Origin of the sequence: Tateyamaria sp. (assembly GCF_039945315.1) — a bacterium.
GTDB lineage: Bacteria > Pseudomonadota > Alphaproteobacteria > Rhodobacterales > Rhodobacteraceae > Tateyamaria.
This window is the reverse complement of record NZ_JBDUXB010000038.1, coordinates 76848-93913: the sequence shown is the minus strand read 5'-3', so window position 1 is coordinate 93913 and position 17066 is coordinate 76848. Positions and strand designations below refer to the sequence as shown.

The following is a 17066-nucleotide window of genomic DNA, read 5'->3' as shown; positions in this document are numbered from 1 at the left end:
CAAGCGCATATAATTCTGTCGCCTTGCCAGCGGAATTGCCAATTTTTGCAAGTTAAGTATACGTATTTGCATGGATAAGGGATTTGACTGGAACCGCATGCGCGCATTTCTCGCGACCGCAGAGACAGGATCGCTGTCTGCCGCCGCACGTCAGCTGGGGCAAACCCAGCCCACGCTTGGCCGACAAGTTACCGCTTTGGAAGAAGAACTCGGGATCGCTCTGTTTGAGCGGACCGCGCGCAGCATGACGCTCACTGATGCAGGGCGCGACCTGCTTGTGGCAGCGCAAGCGATGGGCAGTGCGGCAGATCGCATCACGCTGCTGGCCCAGGGGCGCGCGCACGCCTTGGATGGTACCATCCGCATCACCGCCAGCGACATGATGAGCGCCTATGTTCTGCCCGAGACATTGCTAAAGTTGCGCGATCTGGCGCCGCGTCTGCGGGTGGATGTGATCGCCTCAAATGACATCCGCGATATTCTCAAACGCGAGGCTGACATCGCCGTCCGCCACGTGCGTCCGGAACAACCCGATCTGATCGCACGCCGGATCGGGGATGCAACCGCCTGCCTTTATGCCTCGAAAGGGTATCTGGAGGCGCGCGGTGTGCCCGAGGATATCCCAGCACTTGTCGATCATGATTTCATCAGCATGGGCGATGATGCACGTTATCTCGAAGAGATGCAGCGGAGGGGCATTCCAATCACCGAGGCCAACCTGTGCGCAGGCTCAACCAGCGGCATCACGATCTGGGAACTGGTGCGCAAAGGGTTCGGACTTTTTCCGATGTCCCGAGATATTGGGCGACGCTTTGACGATGTGGTCCCGGTCCTTGCGGAGGACACCAACTTGTCTTTCCCGGTCTGGCTGGTCACGCATCGGGATTTGCACACCAGCCGCCGCATCCGGCTGGTGTTTGACCTACTGGCCGAGATGCTATCCCGAAAATAGGTTAGCCGCGCAGGGTGCCGCCTGTGGCCTTGGTTACCTTCTCAACCACCTTTTGGCCCACGGCCTCGATATCCGCATCCTTCAGTGTGGCATCCTTGGGCTGCAATCGCACGGTGATGGCCAAGGATTTCTTGTCCTCACCCAACGCGCCGCCGATGAATTCGTCGAATACACGCACGTCCGAGATCAGCCCTTTGTCGGCTCCAAGAGCCGCATTGACCAATGTCAGCGCCTCGACATCCGCATCCACCACAAAGGCAAAATCACGCTCGACCGCTTGCAAATCGCTGATTTCAAGCGCACCGCGATTGGCACCAGCCTTACGCGGCATCGGCACTTCGGCGGGCCAAAGAGTAAAGGCCATCGCCGGGCCTTTGATGTCCATCGCTTCAATTACGCGCGGGTGCAATTCACCGTAAACGCCCAGTACCTTTTTGGGTCCAAGGCAGATCATGCCATGGCGGCCCGGATGCCACCAATCTGAAGCCCCACGCAGAATCTGCACGCGCGCGGGCGCGCCCATGGCAGACAGAACCGCTTCGGCGTCTGCTTTCACATCGTAAAGATCAACTGCGCGCGAGGCGCCATGCACGTCCTTGGGACCAGTTCGACCGACCAGCAAACCAGAGACCAGCAAATGCTGCTCTCCCGGTTCTCCGCCGTGAAAGGCGGGGCCAACTTCGAACAGGGCCAAATCCATGTTTCCGCGTGCCTGATTGCGTGCAGCGGCCTGCAACAATCCCGGCAACAAGGCGGGACGCATGTGGCTCATATCTGACGAGATCGGGTTTTCCAGCATCGTGGCGTCGTCGCCACCACCAAACAACGCGGCAGAGCGTTGATCGATAAAGCTGTAAGTCACGCATTCGTTGTAGCCCAGCGCCGCCGTCGTGCGCCGCGCGATCTGTTCGCGCCGCTGCATCGGGGTCATCACAGGCTTGGGCACACCCTCGCCTATCCGAGGCAAGGAACGGCCCTGTAGCTTGGTTAGGGAGGCAATACGCGCCACCTCTTCGACCAGATCGGCCTCGCCCATGACGTCAGGACGCCAGCTGGGGACCTGCGCCATATCGCCTTCAAGGCGGAAGCCAAGGGCGGTCAGCGTCTGGCGTTGTTCAGACTCGGGAATGTCCATGCCAACAAGGCTTTGCACGCGCGCGGCATTCAGACGGTAGGCGCGGGACGTATCCGGTACATCGCCGGCTTGCACACGGCTCGAAACTTCTCCGCCCGCGTTTTCGGCAATCATTTCGCAGGCCAGATCAAGGCCAGCGGGTGTGAACGCCGGGTCAATACCGCGTTCAAAGCGATAGCGGGCATCCGAATTAATCTTGAGCGCGCGGCCCGTATAGGCGGTGCGGATCGGATCAAAGTATGCCGCCTCGACAAACACGTTTACCGTCTCTTCGGTGCAGCCTGTGCGCAGCCCCCCCATGACGCCGCCGATGCTTTCGACACCGCTCGTGTCCGAAATCAGGGTCATGTCCGGACCGAATGTGTACTCTTTGTCATCCAGCCCCAGCAGCGTCTCACCGCCAGCGGCGCGGTGCACGCGCAACGCTCCGCCTTCGATTTTGTCTGCGTCAAAGACGTGAAGTGGGCGGTTGAGATCATAGGTAAAGTAGTTGGTCACATCCACAAGGAAGGAGATCGGGCGCAGACCAATCGCGCGCAGGCGATCTTGTAACCAGACAGGGCTGGGGCCATTTTTTACGCCGCGAATGTGACGGCCGAAGAACACAGGGCACTGGCCCAATGTGTCGTCATCGATTGTGACGGTAACAGGCGACGGGTACGCGCCCTCGACACTTGGGTCGCGCATAGGTTTCAACGTACCAAGACCGCGCGCAGCCAGATCGCGTGCAATCCCGCGCACGCCCAGTGCGTCGGGGCGGTTCGGAGTGATAGCAATTTCGATCACCGGGTCAACCTTGGCCGGGTCATTGGCGGCAAGCCAATCCACGAACCGATCGCCCACCTCGCCCGAAGGCAGTTCGATGATGCCGTCATGCTCTTCTGACAGCTCCATCTCGCGCTCAGAGGCCATCATGCCAAAGCTTTCGATGCCACGGATCTTGCCAACGCCGATGGTTGTGTCGATGCCTGGCACATAGACGCCGGGCTTGGCGATCACGACAGTTATCCCCTCGCGCGCGTTAGGCGCACCGCAAATGATCTGCTTGGTGCCCTCGTCCGTGGCCACCTGACACACGCGCAGGCGGTCCGCATCGGGATGCTTTTCCGCGCTGATCACATGGCCGATGGTAAAGTCAGCCAGTTTCGCCCCACGATCCTCAACGCCTTCGACCTCAAGACCGAGGTCCGTCAGCGCATAAGTGATCTCGTCCACTGTTGCAGTGGTATCGAGGTGTTGTTTCAGCCAGGAAAGCGTGAATTTCATGTCGTTTCGCCCTTGGGTCTGCGGTGGCCCTGCAATGGCAAAGATCGCGCCAAGGTGCAAGCGTGGCGCAGGTGTCCTGCGCCTGACAGAAACAATCGGAGCACGTTATGCACCCGCAGTCAGGGGTAGGTGGGTGGGCGGCCCAGCAGTTCATCCAGTTGCCGCCCAATCCAGCCATGCGGGATAAAGTGACCGCCGGGGTGGGTATCAAGCGCGACCTGCGCACCGCCTGCGCAGTCAGACCATGAGGTGCGGGTGAGGGTCAGGAATTCGACAACCGACCAGTCCTCGGGCGTGCTGGCCATATCGGAACAGCCCAGAGCGTCGCGCCACAGTTTAACCGGATAAGTCGTGTCGCCCTCCGGTCCATAGGGGAAGTCGAGCACATTGTCTTTCAAACCGTGCACATGGCGCGCCTCTTTGGGGGCCTCGGCGCAGCCTTCGTCCAACCGTAACGTTCCGGAAATGCCCAGCAGCGCACGGATGTTCATCGCCTCGCCCCGATCACAGGCTACCCGCCACGCCATGATGGAGCCATAGGAGTAGCCGGAGACAAAAATGTAATCGGGATCGACCGGGTAGCGGTTGATGACATCCTTTAATACGTCGGCCGCAAATTGCACGTCCTCGGTTTCTGGCGACCACATGTTCCACGTCTTGCGCAAACCGTTAGGCGCAATCAGCAACACTCCACGCAGACGGGTCGCACCCGATATCCGCTGATGCTGCACTGGCAGCGCCCCGGTACGTTGCCAACCGTGAAAGTGAATAAGAACGGGCAACGGGCTGGCGCCGTCCCAGCCATCCGGCTCTTTGACGTGATAAGACCGGTCGCCAATGGCACACGGCACATCCAGCTGGCACCGGGAAGAGGCCGCATGACCAAACGTGGGCGACACAACCCACAACATCAAAAGACAGAACAGATATCTCATGACGCGCACGCTACGCCCGAGCGCAGGCATGTCACGTCACATCTTTGTGGGTAGTGTGCTATGTGCCGCCCTCACCTTTGGCCAGCGCATCAACATCGCCGTGCGCGGCCAGTTGCAACTCGCGGATCAGGCGCACTGTGGGCTTGCAGGCGAAGAGGATGGAGCCCACCAGAAACAGCCATGTTCCCGGGGTCAGCCACTCTTCGGAAAAGAACATGATCGAGCCGATGATAAAGCAAAGTGCGGCGCCAAAGTCGATCAGCGTGTGCACGATCTCAAAGACAGCATAGCGGCGCTTCCACGCTTCGCTTCGATTGGAATGGGGCGGTTCAAAGATCATCATGTTTGTCCACGTTGCGAGTTTTTATTGCGTCAAGCCAGCGATCGATCAGCAAGATCGGTGCCAGCACGATAGCCCAACCCATAGCGTTCAAAATCGTGAACGTCAGTTTCAAATGACCCGGCATGTCGGAGCGCCACAGGAAAATGTGGGCAATAACGATAAGGACGACCAAGGTGAAAACCAGATATACACGCATGCCCGACAGAGTAGCGCCCCTGCCGATCCAGGCAATTGCACCTGACCTTTGAACACCACTCAGTCGGTGAATTACGCCAAAGCGTCGGCGAGAATTTCGCCGAGTTCGGGAATGTACTGTGCAGGCGCGCCTGTGCACCAACTGCACTAAGTGATCAAGGAAGTCGTGAAGTTGGGCCGGAAACTCCGGATCTCTCCGGGTCGCTTCAGCGGCTCAACCCGCCATGCAACGTTGGCACGTCCAGCGCGGCGAACCCATAGTGACGCAGCCAACGCAGATCGCTGTCAAAGAACGCGCGCAGGTCTGGGATGCCGTATTTCAGCATCGCAATCCGGTCGATCCCCATGCCAAAGGCAAAACCCTGCCATTCTTCGGGATCGATACCACCGGCTTGCAACACCTTCGGGTGCACCATGCCAGAACCCAGAATTTCGAGCCAATCATCGCCCTCACCGACTTTCAGCGTGCCACCTTCCCATGAACACCGGATATCGACTTCGGCCGACGGCTCGGTGAATGGGAAGTGCGACGCGCGGAAGCGCAGATCGACTCCGTCGACTTCGAAATAGGATTTCACGAACTCTTCGAGCACCCATTTGAGGTTCGCCATGGAAATGTCGCGGTCGATGGCCAGACCTTCGACCTGATGGAACATGGGCGTGTGGGTCTGGTCGTAGTCGGCGCGATACACGCCACCGGGACAAATGATGCGGGTAGGTGCACCGGATTTCTCCATCGACCGGATCTGAACGGGCGAGGTGTGTGTGCGCAGCACGTGCGGCGGGCGGTTGTCGCCCTCCGCGCGGTGCATATAGAACGTGTCCATCTCGGCCCGGGCGGGGTGGTGGCCGGGGATGTTGAGGGCATCAAAGTTGTACCAGTCGGTGTCAATGCGCGGCCCTTCGGCAACTGAGAAGCCCATTTCGGCAAAGATGGCGGTGACCTCTTCGCTCACCTGACTGATTGGGTGGATGGTACCAACCGGACGGTGACGTGTGGGCAGCGTGACGTCGAGCCATTCACTACGCAACCGCTCATCCAAAGCAGCATCAGCCAGCCCAGCTTTCTTGGCGCTGAGTGCACTGTTGATCTCGTCCTTGAGCGCATTCAGCGCCGGGCCCGCGACCTGGCGTTCCTCTGGCGTCATGCGGCCAAGCTCTCGCATTTTCAGAGCCACCTCACCCTTCTTGCCGACCGCGGCAAGTCGGATCGCCTCCAAAGCGGCTTCATCGCCCGCTTGCGCGATCTGAGTCAGGTATTTCGCTTTGAGATCATCCATGGTTCCGGCTCCGCTCCCGCTTGCGAGGCGGAGTAGTCTTTCGGTCACTACAGTGCAAGTCATGACCGCCATTCCATTTGCAGAACACGCGATACGAGCATTGCGCGACAAATAAACAAGAAAAGCAAAATACCGAATATAGAGGCTATTGAGAAAACACCCGCGATATGCTTAGCGCAATCATTAGATGATCGCGTCCGCCATGCTGCCACATGTGCGGGTGACATACGGGCTAAGCCTGTCACAGCGATGATCTTAGTCAATACATTGATCTGGCTTGGGGGACGGGCAATGGCAAAGTTAACGATGAATACACCCGGCAGTAGCACGCCAAGGGAAGCGGTGTTTGTACCGCAAAAGCAGCAAGGAATATCGAAGTGGATACTGGCCGCAGGCGCGGCAGTGTTTCTCGCGATGTTCACCGGGCTGGTCATCACCACCACCCTATTGATCTCCCAGCAGAACCGGGCAGGCCTTGTAACTGCCGAAACCGCCACAGCGCTCGAAGAACCGTCGCTGCCCGACCTGACCAATGCCGTCGCCCGTCAGGAAATGAGCCTGCTGCAAACCGAAACCGCCGAGGCGGTACCAGCGATTGCAACGCCGGCCCCGACGCCCGAAATCGAACAAGAGGCCCCCGCGCCCAAACCGATCGAGGTCGCCGCTACCACGCCATCAACGCTGCGGTTGGGGGCAACACATCGCTACCGCGTGCCCAGTTGCATCGACTACCTTGATACGTTGGTGAAGATTACAACGGTCAACTTTCCCCTGGGCAGTGACATCCCGGTTGCCGCCGACATGATCCGCGCGCGCAACATCGCGACAGCTGTAAAGACCTGCGACGAGGTCAAGGTGATCGTCGAGGGGCATTCGGACCGTCGCGGCAGCGCACAATTGAACATGGACCTTAGCTGGTTCCGCGCCCAGTCTGTGATCGACCAACTGCAGCGCGAAGGTTACGACATCTCCTCCCTGCAGCCCCGCGGATTTGGTGCGACGCGACCAGTTAACTTTGCAGGAACCATTTCAGGCGAAGCAGAAAACCGTCGAGTTCAGTTCCCGCTTGCACCACGTAGCGCGCCGGCGACGGTTAGACTCAGCGGCAACTGAACTGCCGCTGTTGCGGCAGACAAGAAAAAAGCCCCGCCGATTGGATCGACGGGGCCTAAACATTTGTTTCGACGGCGCTTAGGCCAGTTGCGCTTTGGCCTGATCTACGATCGCAGCAAACGCGTCGGGCTCATTTACGGCCAGATCAGCCAGAACCTTACGGTCAACTTCGATACCAGCCAGCGACAGACCGTTAATGAAACGGCTGTATGTCAGCGCTTCATCATGGGCACGGACGGCGGCGTTGATCCGCTGGATCCACAGCGCGCGGAAGTTCCGCTTGCGGTTATGGCGGTCACGGGTTGCATACTGGTTCGCCTTATCGACGGCCTGGCGCGCGACCTTGAAGGTGCTCTTACGACGGCCGTAGTAGCCTTTCGCAGCCTTGATGACCTTCTTGTGACGGGCGTGGGCGATTGTTCCACCTTTGGTACGGGACATATCAGATACCTCCTATCAGCGGTCGTAGGGCATAAAGCCCTTGACGATTTTAGCGTCGGGAGCCGACAGGGTCGTGGTGCCACGGGCGTCACGGATGAATTTGCGGGTACGTTTGATCATGCCGTGGCGTTTGCCGGCCTGACCTGCCATGACCTTACCGGTCGCGGTAACTTTAAAGCGCTTCTTTGCGCTCGACTTGGTCTTCATCTTGGGCATTTCCGTCTCCATAGTTCGAGTTCGGTAAACGTGCGACTCGGCATGCCACTTAGGCCGGACGCACAGGAACGAAGCCGCCAGATAAGGCGGTGCTGCACCAAGTGCAAGCCATTTTTCAAAGGGCGGGCTTTAAGGGCCGCTAAATCCTACAGCGAAGTATCGCGCACGTCAGGAAATGAACGGCGCAATCACCCGCACAAACACATCCGGGATCTCATGCAACGTGTATCCGCCGGGCTGCGTCTGGATCGCAAGCAGGATCAAGCCACCGGCAATCAGGATAGTTATGGCAGATGCGCGTGGCGCGCGCCCGTCGGCGATTGCCGACAAAATCGATGGAATTGAAAACCCGGCAACCAGAATGCCGAGCACCAAATACATATCCGGCGTCAAGTATTCACCTCAAGCTTACCTGCGGCAAGATTTACTCCGGATCGGTCGCAAAAATCAAACGTTCATCGCATGGGGCGACACGCAAGATGTTGGTGGTGCCTGTGACATTGAACGGCACTCCGGCGGTGACCACAATCTGGTCCTCAACTGTGCCAAACCCGCCCTCCAATGCAGCCTTAGCCGCACTGACAACGGCACCCTTAAAGCGGTCCATGGCGGGTGTGATGACGCAGTTGCATCCCCAACTCAGCGCCAGACGCCGGGCGGTTCCATGCAGCGGAGTCAGCGCGATGATCGGCACGCGCGGGCGTTCCCGCGAGACCAGCAAGGCTGTAGTGCCGCTTTGAGTGAAACAGCAGATCGCCTTAATGTTGGTGGTTTCCGCAATCTCTCGGGCAGCCGCAACAATACCGTCAGCAATCGATCCACGATTGGCCTGACGGCTAGCCTCGATGATTTGGGTGTAGTTGGGGTCCAATTCGACTTCTGCCGCAACCCGGTCCATCGTCGTAACCGCTTCGATCGGATAGCTGCCCGCGGCGCTTTCAGCACTCAGCATGACAGCATCAGCACCTTCATAGATGGCCGTGGCCACGTCCGAGACTTCGGCACGGGTGGGCATTGGGCTTTCGATCATGCTTTCAAGCATCTGGGTGGCCACAATCACAGGCTTGCCCGCATAGCGGCACTTGCGAACCAGACGTTTCTGGATCGGCGGCACATTCTGAACAGGCAATTCAACACCCAGATCGCCCCGAGCGACCATGATTCCATCGCTTGCGGCCAGAATAGCGTCAAAACGTTCCACTGCGTTGGGCTTTTCAATTTTGGAAAGGATAGCGGCGCGGCCTTTGACCAACGCGCGGGCCTCTTCCACGTCAGCGGGACGCTGAACAAAGCTCAGCGCCATCCAGTCCACGCCCAGCTTGGCGGTAAACTCCAGATCAGCACGGTCCTTTTCGGACAACGCGGCAAGGGGCAGTTCCACATCCGGCACGTTCACGCCCTTGCGGTTGGAAATCACGCCGCCTGCGATCACGACGCAATCGGCAAAGTCGGGGCCACAGTCTTTTACTTGCAGACGGATCTTGCCGTCATTTACCAACAACGTCTTGCCCGGCTCAAGTGCTGCAAAAATCTCTGGGTGAGGTAGGCAAACGCGGGCGTTGTCTCCGTCTGCGGTGTCAAGGTCCAGACGGAACTTGGCGCCGTCTTCCAGCATTTCGCCATCTTGGTTGGCAAACACACCCACGCGCAGCTTGGGCCCCTGAAGGTCTGCCAAAATAGCGATGGACGAACCCGTGTCCTTTTCCACCTGACGGATAATTGCGTGTTTCTTTGCAATCTCGTCATGGCTGCCATGGGACATATTAAGACGAAACACATCCGCGCCAGCCTCATGCAGCGCCCGGATCATTTCATAATCTTCCGATGCGGGGCCCAAAGTGGCCACGATTTTTACGTTGCGCATGCGTTTCATCGTCCAAAGCCTTTTTGTGGTACCGCTAACAGGGCCGCTTATTGCTCAATTCACTTTCCGAAGCAACTGGCCTACATGTGCCCCCAATATGGTGACGCCTCTATGACATATTCCCCGTTTTCCATCCATGGTCCAGACCGGCAGGGACCTTGGGTGATCACATGCGACCATGCAACCAACACGGTGCCTGATTTTGTCGCAGGCGGGACACTGGGGCTGACAGACGCTGATATGGGCCGTCATATCGCATATGACATCGGCGCAATGGGCACGGCGCTGGCCCTAGGAGAGGCACTGAATGCGCCCGTCATTTGCTCAAACTATTCGCGGCTGGTGATCGACCCGAACCGTGGTGCAGACGATCCGACGTTGATCCCCCAGCTTTACGATGGGACCATCATCGACGGGAACAGACGGGTCGACGCCCAAGAGCGCGCGCGACGAATCGAAGCGCTGTACCAGCCCTATCATGACGCCATTGCAGGGCTGGCACATGGGCGCGATATCGCCTTCCTCTCGATCCACAGCTTTACGCCTCAACTGGTCGGACGTGCACCAAGACCTTGGGAAATCAGCGTGCTCTCCGCTGAGGACAGGCGGATTGCAGACCCGCTGATCGGGAACCTAAGCAACCACCTGACAAGCCCGGTTGGAGACAACGCGCCCTATGCAGGGTTCTTTCCGGGTGATGCGCTCAGCCAGCATGCCCACGGACCGGGTCGGCCCAATGTGATACTGGAAATCCGCCAAGATCTCATCGCGAGCCCTGACAGCCAGCAACGTTGGGCCAGCACCCTCGCACCACACCTTGAAGCGGCCCACAAAAAGGCCAATCTTTAAACAAACGTTCTTCTGACGGAAAATACCGCGGGATCTGGGGCATCGCACCGGTCCAACGCCCAAACCAAGGAAAACCACCATGGACGCACAAACCCAACTCGAACTCGAAGCTGCAGCATTCCGCCGCTTGCGCCAACACCTGATGCAAGACCGCACGGACGTGCAAAACATCGACATGATGAACCTCACCGGGTTCTGCCGGAACTGCCTTAGTCGCTGGTACCAAGAGGCTGCCGCCGAAAAAGGTATCGAGATGAGCAAGGACGAAGGGCGTGAGGCGTTCTACGGCATGACCATGGATGAATGGAAAGCTAACTATCAGACGGATGCGTCAGACGCGAAAAAGGCGGCCTTCGAGACCGCCTTTGAACAAAACGTCGAGAAAAAAGGTTAGGCTGAAGACCGCGTCATTCGTTAATGTCGCGGTCCCATTTTTTGACCTGTCCCCGGCGCACGCCGATCACAGAGCGCAGAACCAGCGCCGCAACCACCGAGGCTGATGCAAAGATCAGGAACAGGACAGGCGGCGTTGCGATCCATCCGAGCAGGCCAAAGGCCAGCCCTACGCCGACGACCACTGCGCCAACCGCCATGCCCAGAAAAACAAAGGCCGGCACAAAGACCTCAATGATGCTCAGCACCAGCGCAGCGACGATCCAGACCCACCAAAGGCTCCAAAGCTCGCTCATTTGCGTGCCTTCCCGGTCAGCATGCCAAACGCTTCCCCAAAGGCATCCATCGCGCTCGAGGGCAGAACGATTGTCTGCTGCCCTTCACCGCGCGCGATTTCGGTAACTGCTTCGACCTGTTTCAACGCCACTTGAAATTGCGCGGATTCGATACCGTGGGTGTTGATGGCTTCGGCCACCACCTGCGTTGCATAGGCCTCAGCATCGGCCGTCACCCGGCGGGCCTTGGCGGCTTGCTCAGCAGCATAAAGCTCGGCATCGGCGTTCAACTCGGTGGCCCTTTTGTGACCCTCTGCCTCGGTGACCGAGGCACGGCGCGCACGTTCCGCGTTTAACTGCTGCAACATTGCCTCACGAGTCGCCGCATCAAGGTTCACGTCCAGAATCTCGGCGCGCGTCACCTCAATACCCCAGTCATCCACCGCCTCTTCAACCAGTATCTTGATCTGGCTGATCAGTTGCGTGCGGTTGGACTGCACTTCGTCCAGCTCCATCTTGCCGATTTCCGAGCGTACAATGCCTGCAATTGTCGTCTGCACCGCGCCATCCACATCGCGGATCCGGTACACGGTACGCTCCGGTTCGGTCACGCGATAAAACACGCTGGTTTCGACCTGTACGAGAGCATTGTCGGACGTGATGGCATCCTGACTTTCGTTGGGCAACTGGCGTTCAAGCACAGACACCTTGTGGCGGACGACATCCATGAACGGGACAATAAAATTGATCCCCGGCCCAAGCACCGCGCGCAGGCGCCCAAAACGTTCGACGACATATTTCTCGCTTTGAGGAACGATCCGCACACCCAGAAAAAGGCACAGCAGCAAAAAGAGCGCGGCCAGAATTGGGATCAGGTTTTCGTTTAGCAGGCCCAGGATCAAGTCTTCGTTCATAAATATACACCTCAAAGTTAATCGTATTTACATATCATATCTGTACACGATTTCACTGAATTTCAAGGCCAAACGAGTCTCAGATGGCGCAGATCGCCGCTTTTGTAGAGGCGACCAGGTGCCCTGATCACCCAGCGGCCTTACGGCTTTCGTCCAGATAAATTTCGCGCAGGCGCGGTGCCACGTGGCCCGGCGTACCATCGCCCAAGGCCACGCCGTCAATCTCGACGACCGGCATCACAAACGTGGAGGCCGAGGTGATAAACGCCTCGTCCGCTTCACGTGCTTCCTCGATGGTAAAGTTGCGCTCTTCCACTTCCATCTGCGCCTCTTGGGCAAAGCGGAGCACCGCTGTCCGGGTGATCCCTTTGAGGATATCGGGCGACGCTTCACGGGTAATGATCTTGTTGCCCTTCACGATGTAAGCGTTGTTCGATGTCCCTTCGGTGACGAACCCGTCCTGCACCATCCATGCATCGTCCACGCCCGCCTTCTTGGCCATCATTTTCCCCATCGAAGGATAGAGCAACTGCACCGTCTTGATGTCGCGACGACCCCAGCGGATGTCTTCGATGCTGATGACCTTCATGCCCTTCTTGGCGGCAGGGTTGTCAGCAAGGCCGGGCTTGTTCTGGGTAAACAGAACGATTGTTTGCGGCGTTTCAGGGTCGGGAAAGGCAAAGTCGCGATCGCTTGGCGCGCCGCGCGTGATCTGAAGGTAAATCATGCCTTCCTCAATGCCGTTCAAACGCACCAATTCGCGATGCACTTCCAACAGGTCTTCTTTCGAAATCGGGTTGGCCATGTCCAACTCATCAAGCGAGCGCTGCAACCGCACTGCATGACCGTCAAAATCAATCAGCTTGCCATCCAGAACGGACGTTACCTCATAGACCCCGTCGGCCATCAGGAAACCACGGTCAAAGATCGACACCTTCGCCTCATTCTCAGGCAGGTAGTCTCCGTTTACGTAAACAGTGCGCATCTTTATCCCCATAGCTCTGCGCGGGGCGGGTGCACCCCGGCGTCATCAAAAATCAACGGTGTATCACGGTCTTCGGCCAACAAGAGCGGCCCGTCAAGGTCCACGACCGCCGCACCCTGCGCCACCAACGTTGCAGGTGCCATTGCAAGGGACGACCCGACCATGCAGCCGACCATCACGCCATACCCATCGGCCAATGCGGCATCGCGCAGGGCCAGTGCCTCGGTCAGGCCACCCGTCTTGTCGAGCTTGATGTTCACCACGTCATACTTGCCCTTCAAACCGAGCAGGCTGTCGCGGTCATGGCAGGATTCATCCGCGCAGACTGGCACGGGTCGTTCCATCCCAATCAGTGCGTCATCTTCCCCGGCGGGCAATGGCTGCTCTACCAGTTCCACGCCTAAGCGGACCAGATGTGGGGCCAGATCGGCATAGACTTCCGCCGACCACCCCTCATTGGCATCCACAATGATGCGGGCCTTGGGCGCACCGGCACGCACCGCTTCGAGGCGTGGCATGTCATCTGGCGTTCCCAGCTTGATCTTGAGCAGTGGGCGATGCGCATTCTGCGCCGCCTGTGCCTGCATGGCCTCAGGCGAAGCAAGGGACAGCGTATAAGCAGTAATTTCCGGGCCGGGTGCGGCCAGCCCGGCCAGTTCCCATACCCGTTTTCCCAACCGTTTTGCTTCCAGATCCCACAACGCACAATCGACTGCGTTGCGCGCTGCACCAGCAGGCAACAGATCATAGAGCGCCTGATGTGTTAGCACATCGGGCAACCCCTCGATCTCGGATGTTACGGACTTGAGCGTCTCATCGTAACGCGCATACGGAACACACTCGCCCCAGCCACGCGCGTCCCCATCGGTGATCACCGCGCTCAGTACCTTTGCTTCGGTGCGCGACCCACGTGAGATCGTGAAAACTTGCGCCAGCTGAAACACATCGTGGCTAACTTCAATGTGCATGCTTCACCTTCATCTCGCCGGAAAAACTTTTCCCAAAAGGCTCGTCAGAACACCGGTGTTCACAGGTCAACAAGCGCATCGACCAACTTGCCCGCCCCAAAACGATAAGGGTCGGTCGCCGGCAGGTTCATGCGATCTTCGATCTCCTGCAAACATGCCTTGGCCGCCGCCTCATCCAGCGCCTTGGTGTTCACAGACACGCCGGTAACCTGACAGGCCGGGTTGGCCAGTCGCGCCAAAGGCAAGGCCGTGTCGCGCAATGTTTCAAGCGCCGGCAAACCGAAGTGGGGCAGACCGCGCATATGGGTACGCGTCGGTTCATGACACAGAACCAGCGCATCAGGCTGGCCACCATGGATCAGCGCCATCGTGACGCCGGAATAGGACACGTGAAACAGGCTGCCCTGCCCTTCAATGTGATCCCAGTGATCCGCATCATTGTCAGGCGTCAGATATTCCACAGCACCAGCCATGAAATCGGCGATGACGGCATCCAGCGGCACACCTTTGCCCGTGATCAGAATGCCGGTCTGACCGGTGGCGCGAAAATCAGACTTCATGCCGCGCGCTTGCATCTCTGCATCCATCGACATGGCTGTGTACATCTTGCCGCAGGAACAATCGGTGCCGATGGCAAGCACACGCTTGCCCGTCCGCTTGACCCCGTTGGCTATGGGGTAGGCCACAGTGGGCACACGAACATCATGCAGCGTTCCACCATTCACCTTAGCGGCGGATTGCAATTCGTTCTCGTCGCGCAGCAGATTGTGCAGACCGGCAGCAAGGTCATAGCCCATCTGCAAGGCCTTCACCAAAACCACCTTCCACGCGTCCGAAATGGTGCCGCCCCGGTTAGCCACACCAATGACCAGCGTTTTGGCACCCGCGGCCAAACCTTCTTCCAGAGTCATATCTGTCAAACCCATATCCGCCCCACATCCGGGCAGACGGAACTGGCCAACAGCGTTTTCCGGGCGCCAGTCCGTGATGCCCTGGGCCACTTTGGCGGCAAGCTGATCCGGGGCGTCGCCCAGAAACAAAAGGTAAGGTGTCTGAATCATCTCTAGGTCTTTCTATACACATGTCTGCGCGCAAAATGGCCTATTTGCGCGCGGCGTACATCGCAAAATCGTCATTCCGGAGGCGAAATGGGACCTATTGGTGCGCCGATCCGCTCTAAAACGCACCGCTTCGTAACATTTCGGAGCGCAACGGCACTTATGCTGCACCTGCACAATGCGGGTTGTGGAGCATTGCGTAATTTAATAACTGAACGACCAAATCCGACGCAATATTCTTACCGAAAGAGCATGCCATGTCATTCCGCCTCCAACCCACCCCGCCGGCCCGCCCCAACCGCTGCCAGCTGTTTGGTCCCGGCTCGCGCCCTGCCATCTTCGAAAAGATGGCCGCGTCTGCGGCCGATGTGATCAACCTCGACCTCGAAGATTCGGTTGCCCCCACGGACAAAGACAGCGCCCGGGCCAATATCATTCAGGCGACGCACGACATCGACTGGGGCACAAAAACGCTATCGGTGCGCATTAACGGGCTCGACACCCCCTATTGGTATCGCGACGTTGTCGACCTGCTGGAACAGGCAAGCGACCGGCTCGATCAGATCATGATTCCGAAAGTGGGAAATGCATCCGACATCTATGCTGTCGACGCGCTGGTCACTTCAATCGAGGACGCAAAGGGACGCAAAAAACCCATCCAGTTCGAAGTGATCATCGAATCCGCCGCCGGCATCGCCCATGTCGAAGAGATCGCCGCCGCCTCACCCCGTATGGCTGCTATGTCGCTCGGAGCGGCGGACTTTGCGGCCTCCATGGGCATGCAAACCACCGGCATCGGGGGCACGCAGGAAAACTACTACATGCTCCACGAGGGCCAGAAGCACTGGTCTGATCCGTGGCACTGGGCCCAAGCCGCCATCGTGGCCGCCTGCCGCACCCATGGCGTTCTGCCCGTGGACGGACCCTTCGGCGATTTTTCGGATGATGACGGTTTCCGTGCGCAGGCGCGCCGGTCGGCGACCCTTGGCATGGTCGGCAAATGGGCGATCCACCCCAAACAAGTGGCCATCGCAAACGAAGTCTTCACCCCATCCCAAGAAGCCGTCGCTGAGGCGCGTGAGATTCTTGCTGCCATGGAAACGGCCAAGGCCAATGGCGAAGGCGCTACCGTCTACAAAGGTCGGCTCGTCGACATCGCTTCGATAAAACAGGCCGAGGTGATCGTGCGCCAATCCGAGATGATCGCGGGCATCTGAGCCAAAAAGGATGGAGCGTGAAGGGCCTTTGGCGACAGCCGAAGCACGTCATGCTTCATCATTAAGACGGCCAGACCTTGCGCCCGTCCACCCCGGTCTCAGAGACCAATCCGCGCTTTTTAGCCTCAAAGTAGTAGCCGCGCGCATACCACATGACGGCCGTGTCCATGTCCCCGTCCGACACCAGCCACGCCCCACGCAAATAGCGGGTCGCGTAGCGAAGGTTGGTTTCGGCATCCAAAAGGTCGCTGGGCTGGCCACTAAATCCCATACTCCGCGCCGTCGCGGGCAGAATTTGCATCAATCCAAAATAGGGCCCATTGCGCGCGCTGGGACGATGCGTGCTTTCGCGAATAACAACCTTCTGGACGAGAGCGACGGGAATATCGTTCTCAGCTGCAGCCGCTTCGATCAGCGCACGCAGTTCCGGAGTTTCATTCGGGTACAACTCAACAGGTTTGAGTGGCTCTGGCTGCGACGAAGAACAGGCAGCCAGGACAAGGGAAAAGGCAAGGACAAGAAATCGCATTGGCATGGGCCTCGACGTCGGATTCAGCTGGCATTCACCTACACCGGACATAAGGACGCGACCAGTCACAGATGTGTTGGCTGATCGGCACCGGCGAACCTGTGCGCACACAGACGTGATTGGGCAAGGCCATGTGCG

Annotated in this window: 20 protein-coding genes; 5 read left to right on the top strand and 15 right to left on the bottom strand. The window is 58.4% G+C overall.

What is annotated here, in order from left to right; translation table 11 throughout:
• Positions 1-70 precede the first annotated feature (70 nt).
• Positions 71-952 carry a LysR family transcriptional regulator gene (locus ABJD00_RS12000; protein ID WP_413833339.1) on the top strand — a complete coding sequence of 294 codons (882 nt, stop codon included), beginning with the start codon at positions 71-73 and terminating at the stop codon, positions 950-952.
• A gap of 1 nt (position 953) precedes the next feature.
• Here ABJD00_RS12000 and pheT read toward each other — a convergent pair whose 3' ends face one another.
• From pheT to pheS, 5 genes are all read right to left on the bottom strand, one after another.
• Positions 954-3353: a phenylalanine--tRNA ligase subunit beta gene (gene pheT / locus ABJD00_RS11995; RefSeq protein ID WP_413833337.1), complete on the bottom strand. Its 2400-nt coding sequence runs from the start codon at positions 3351-3353 to the stop codon at positions 954-956.
• 119 nt (positions 3354-3472) lie between these two features.
• Positions 3473-4288, bottom strand: a complete 816-nt coding sequence (locus ABJD00_RS11990) for an alpha/beta hydrolase family esterase (RefSeq protein ID WP_413833335.1) — start codon at positions 4286-4288, stop codon at positions 3473-3475.
• A gap of 58 nt (positions 4289-4346) precedes the next feature.
• A complete protein-coding gene (locus ABJD00_RS11985; RefSeq protein ID WP_306415971.1) occupies positions 4347-4631 on the bottom strand; it encodes a YrhK family protein in 285 nt (94 codons plus the stop codon).
• On the bottom strand, positions 4618-4827 hold the full coding sequence (locus ABJD00_RS11980; RefSeq protein ID WP_413833333.1) for a phenylalanyl-tRNA synthetase subunit beta: 210 nt from the start codon (positions 4825-4827) through the stop codon (positions 4618-4620). The genes ABJD00_RS11985 and ABJD00_RS11980 overlap by 14 nt, the downstream gene beginning before the upstream one ends.
• Positions 4828-5032: 205 nt before the next feature.
• Positions 5033-6106, bottom strand: coding sequence for a phenylalanine--tRNA ligase subunit alpha (gene pheS / locus ABJD00_RS11975; RefSeq protein ID WP_413833331.1), 1074 nt, complete (start codon positions 6104-6106; stop codon positions 5033-5035).
• A 291-nt stretch (positions 6107-6397) separates the two neighbouring features.
• Between pheS and ABJD00_RS11970 the strand changes: the two genes are divergently transcribed.
• A complete protein-coding gene (locus tag ABJD00_RS11970) occupies positions 6398-7219 on the top strand; it encodes an OmpA family protein (RefSeq protein ID WP_413833329.1) in 822 nt (273 codons plus the stop codon).
• Positions 7220-7297: 78 nt separating this feature from the next.
• Here the strand turns inward: ABJD00_RS11970 and rplT are convergent, their stop codons facing one another.
• From rplT to pyk, 4 genes are all read right to left on the bottom strand, one after another.
• Positions 7298-7660 carry a 50S ribosomal protein L20 gene (gene rplT, locus ABJD00_RS11965; protein ID WP_108836014.1) on the bottom strand — a complete coding sequence of 121 codons (363 nt, stop codon included), beginning with the start codon at positions 7658-7660 and terminating at the stop codon, positions 7298-7300.
• A gap of 15 nt (positions 7661-7675) precedes the next feature.
• A complete protein-coding gene (gene rpmI / locus ABJD00_RS11960) occupies positions 7676-7876 on the bottom strand; it encodes a 50S ribosomal protein L35 (RefSeq protein ID WP_027263382.1) in 201 nt (66 codons plus the stop codon).
• Positions 7877-8044: 168 nt separating this feature from the next.
• The gene (locus ABJD00_RS11955) at positions 8045-8257 is read right to left on the bottom strand and encodes a hypothetical protein (protein ID WP_413849618.1); all 213 of its coding nucleotides are present in this window, start codon (positions 8255-8257) and stop codon (positions 8045-8047) included.
• Between the two features lie 43 nt (positions 8258-8300).
• The gene (gene pyk / locus ABJD00_RS11950) at positions 8301-9749 is read right to left on the bottom strand and encodes a pyruvate kinase (RefSeq protein ID WP_413833324.1); all 1449 of its coding nucleotides are present in this window, start codon (positions 9747-9749) and stop codon (positions 8301-8303) included.
• A gap of 102 nt (positions 9750-9851) precedes the next feature.
• Here pyk and ABJD00_RS11945 point away from each other — a divergent pair, with 102 nt between their 5' ends.
• A complete protein-coding gene (locus tag ABJD00_RS11945) occupies positions 9852-10589 on the top strand; it encodes an N-formylglutamate amidohydrolase (protein WP_413833322.1) in 738 nt (245 codons plus the stop codon).
• Positions 10590-10668: 79 nt separating this feature from the next.
• Positions 10669-10983 (top strand): DUF1244 domain-containing protein, encoded by a 315-nt coding sequence (locus ABJD00_RS11940; protein WP_108836010.1) that lies wholly within the window; start codon positions 10669-10671, stop codon positions 10981-10983.
• Positions 10984-10996: 13 nt separating this feature from the next.
• On the opposite strand, the gene ABJD00_RS11935 is transcribed toward ABJD00_RS11940, so the two are convergent.
• The 5 genes from ABJD00_RS11935 to dgcN form a co-directional block, all read right to left on the bottom strand.
• Entirely contained in the window at positions 10997-11278 is a 282-nt protein-coding gene (locus tag ABJD00_RS11935) for an NfeD family protein (RefSeq protein WP_108836009.1), read from the bottom strand.
• Positions 11275-12171: an SPFH domain-containing protein gene (locus ABJD00_RS11930; protein ID WP_413833319.1), complete on the bottom strand. Its 897-nt coding sequence runs from the start codon at positions 12169-12171 to the stop codon at positions 11275-11277. The genes ABJD00_RS11935 and ABJD00_RS11930 overlap by 4 nt, the downstream gene beginning before the upstream one ends.
• A 127-nt stretch (positions 12172-12298) precedes the next feature.
• A complete protein-coding gene (locus ABJD00_RS11925) occupies positions 12299-13156 on the bottom strand; it encodes a D-amino-acid transaminase (RefSeq protein ID WP_413833317.1) in 858 nt (285 codons plus the stop codon).
• Between the two features lie 2 nt (positions 13157-13158).
• Positions 13159-14124: an N-acetyl-D-Glu racemase DgcA gene (gene dgcA / locus ABJD00_RS11920; protein ID WP_413833315.1), complete on the bottom strand. Its 966-nt coding sequence runs from the start codon at positions 14122-14124 to the stop codon at positions 13159-13161.
• Between the two features lie 59 nt (positions 14125-14183).
• Positions 14184-15185 (bottom strand): N-acetyltransferase DgcN, encoded by a 1002-nt coding sequence (gene dgcN / locus ABJD00_RS11915; protein ID WP_413833313.1) that lies wholly within the window; start codon positions 15183-15185, stop codon positions 14184-14186.
• Positions 15186-15439: 254 nt separating this feature from the next.
• On the opposite strand from dgcN, the gene ABJD00_RS11910 reads away from it, so the two are divergent.
• Positions 15440-16399, top strand: coding sequence for an L-malyl-CoA/beta-methylmalyl-CoA lyase (locus tag ABJD00_RS11910; protein WP_413833311.1), 960 nt, complete (start codon positions 15440-15442; stop codon positions 16397-16399).
• Between the two features lie 61 nt (positions 16400-16460).
• On the opposite strand, the gene ABJD00_RS11905 is transcribed toward ABJD00_RS11910, so the two are convergent.
• Positions 16461-16928 carry a transglycosylase SLT domain-containing protein gene (locus ABJD00_RS11905; protein ID WP_413833309.1) on the bottom strand — a complete coding sequence of 156 codons (468 nt, stop codon included), beginning with the start codon at positions 16926-16928 and terminating at the stop codon, positions 16461-16463.
• Between the last annotated feature and the right edge of the window lie 138 nt (positions 16929-17066).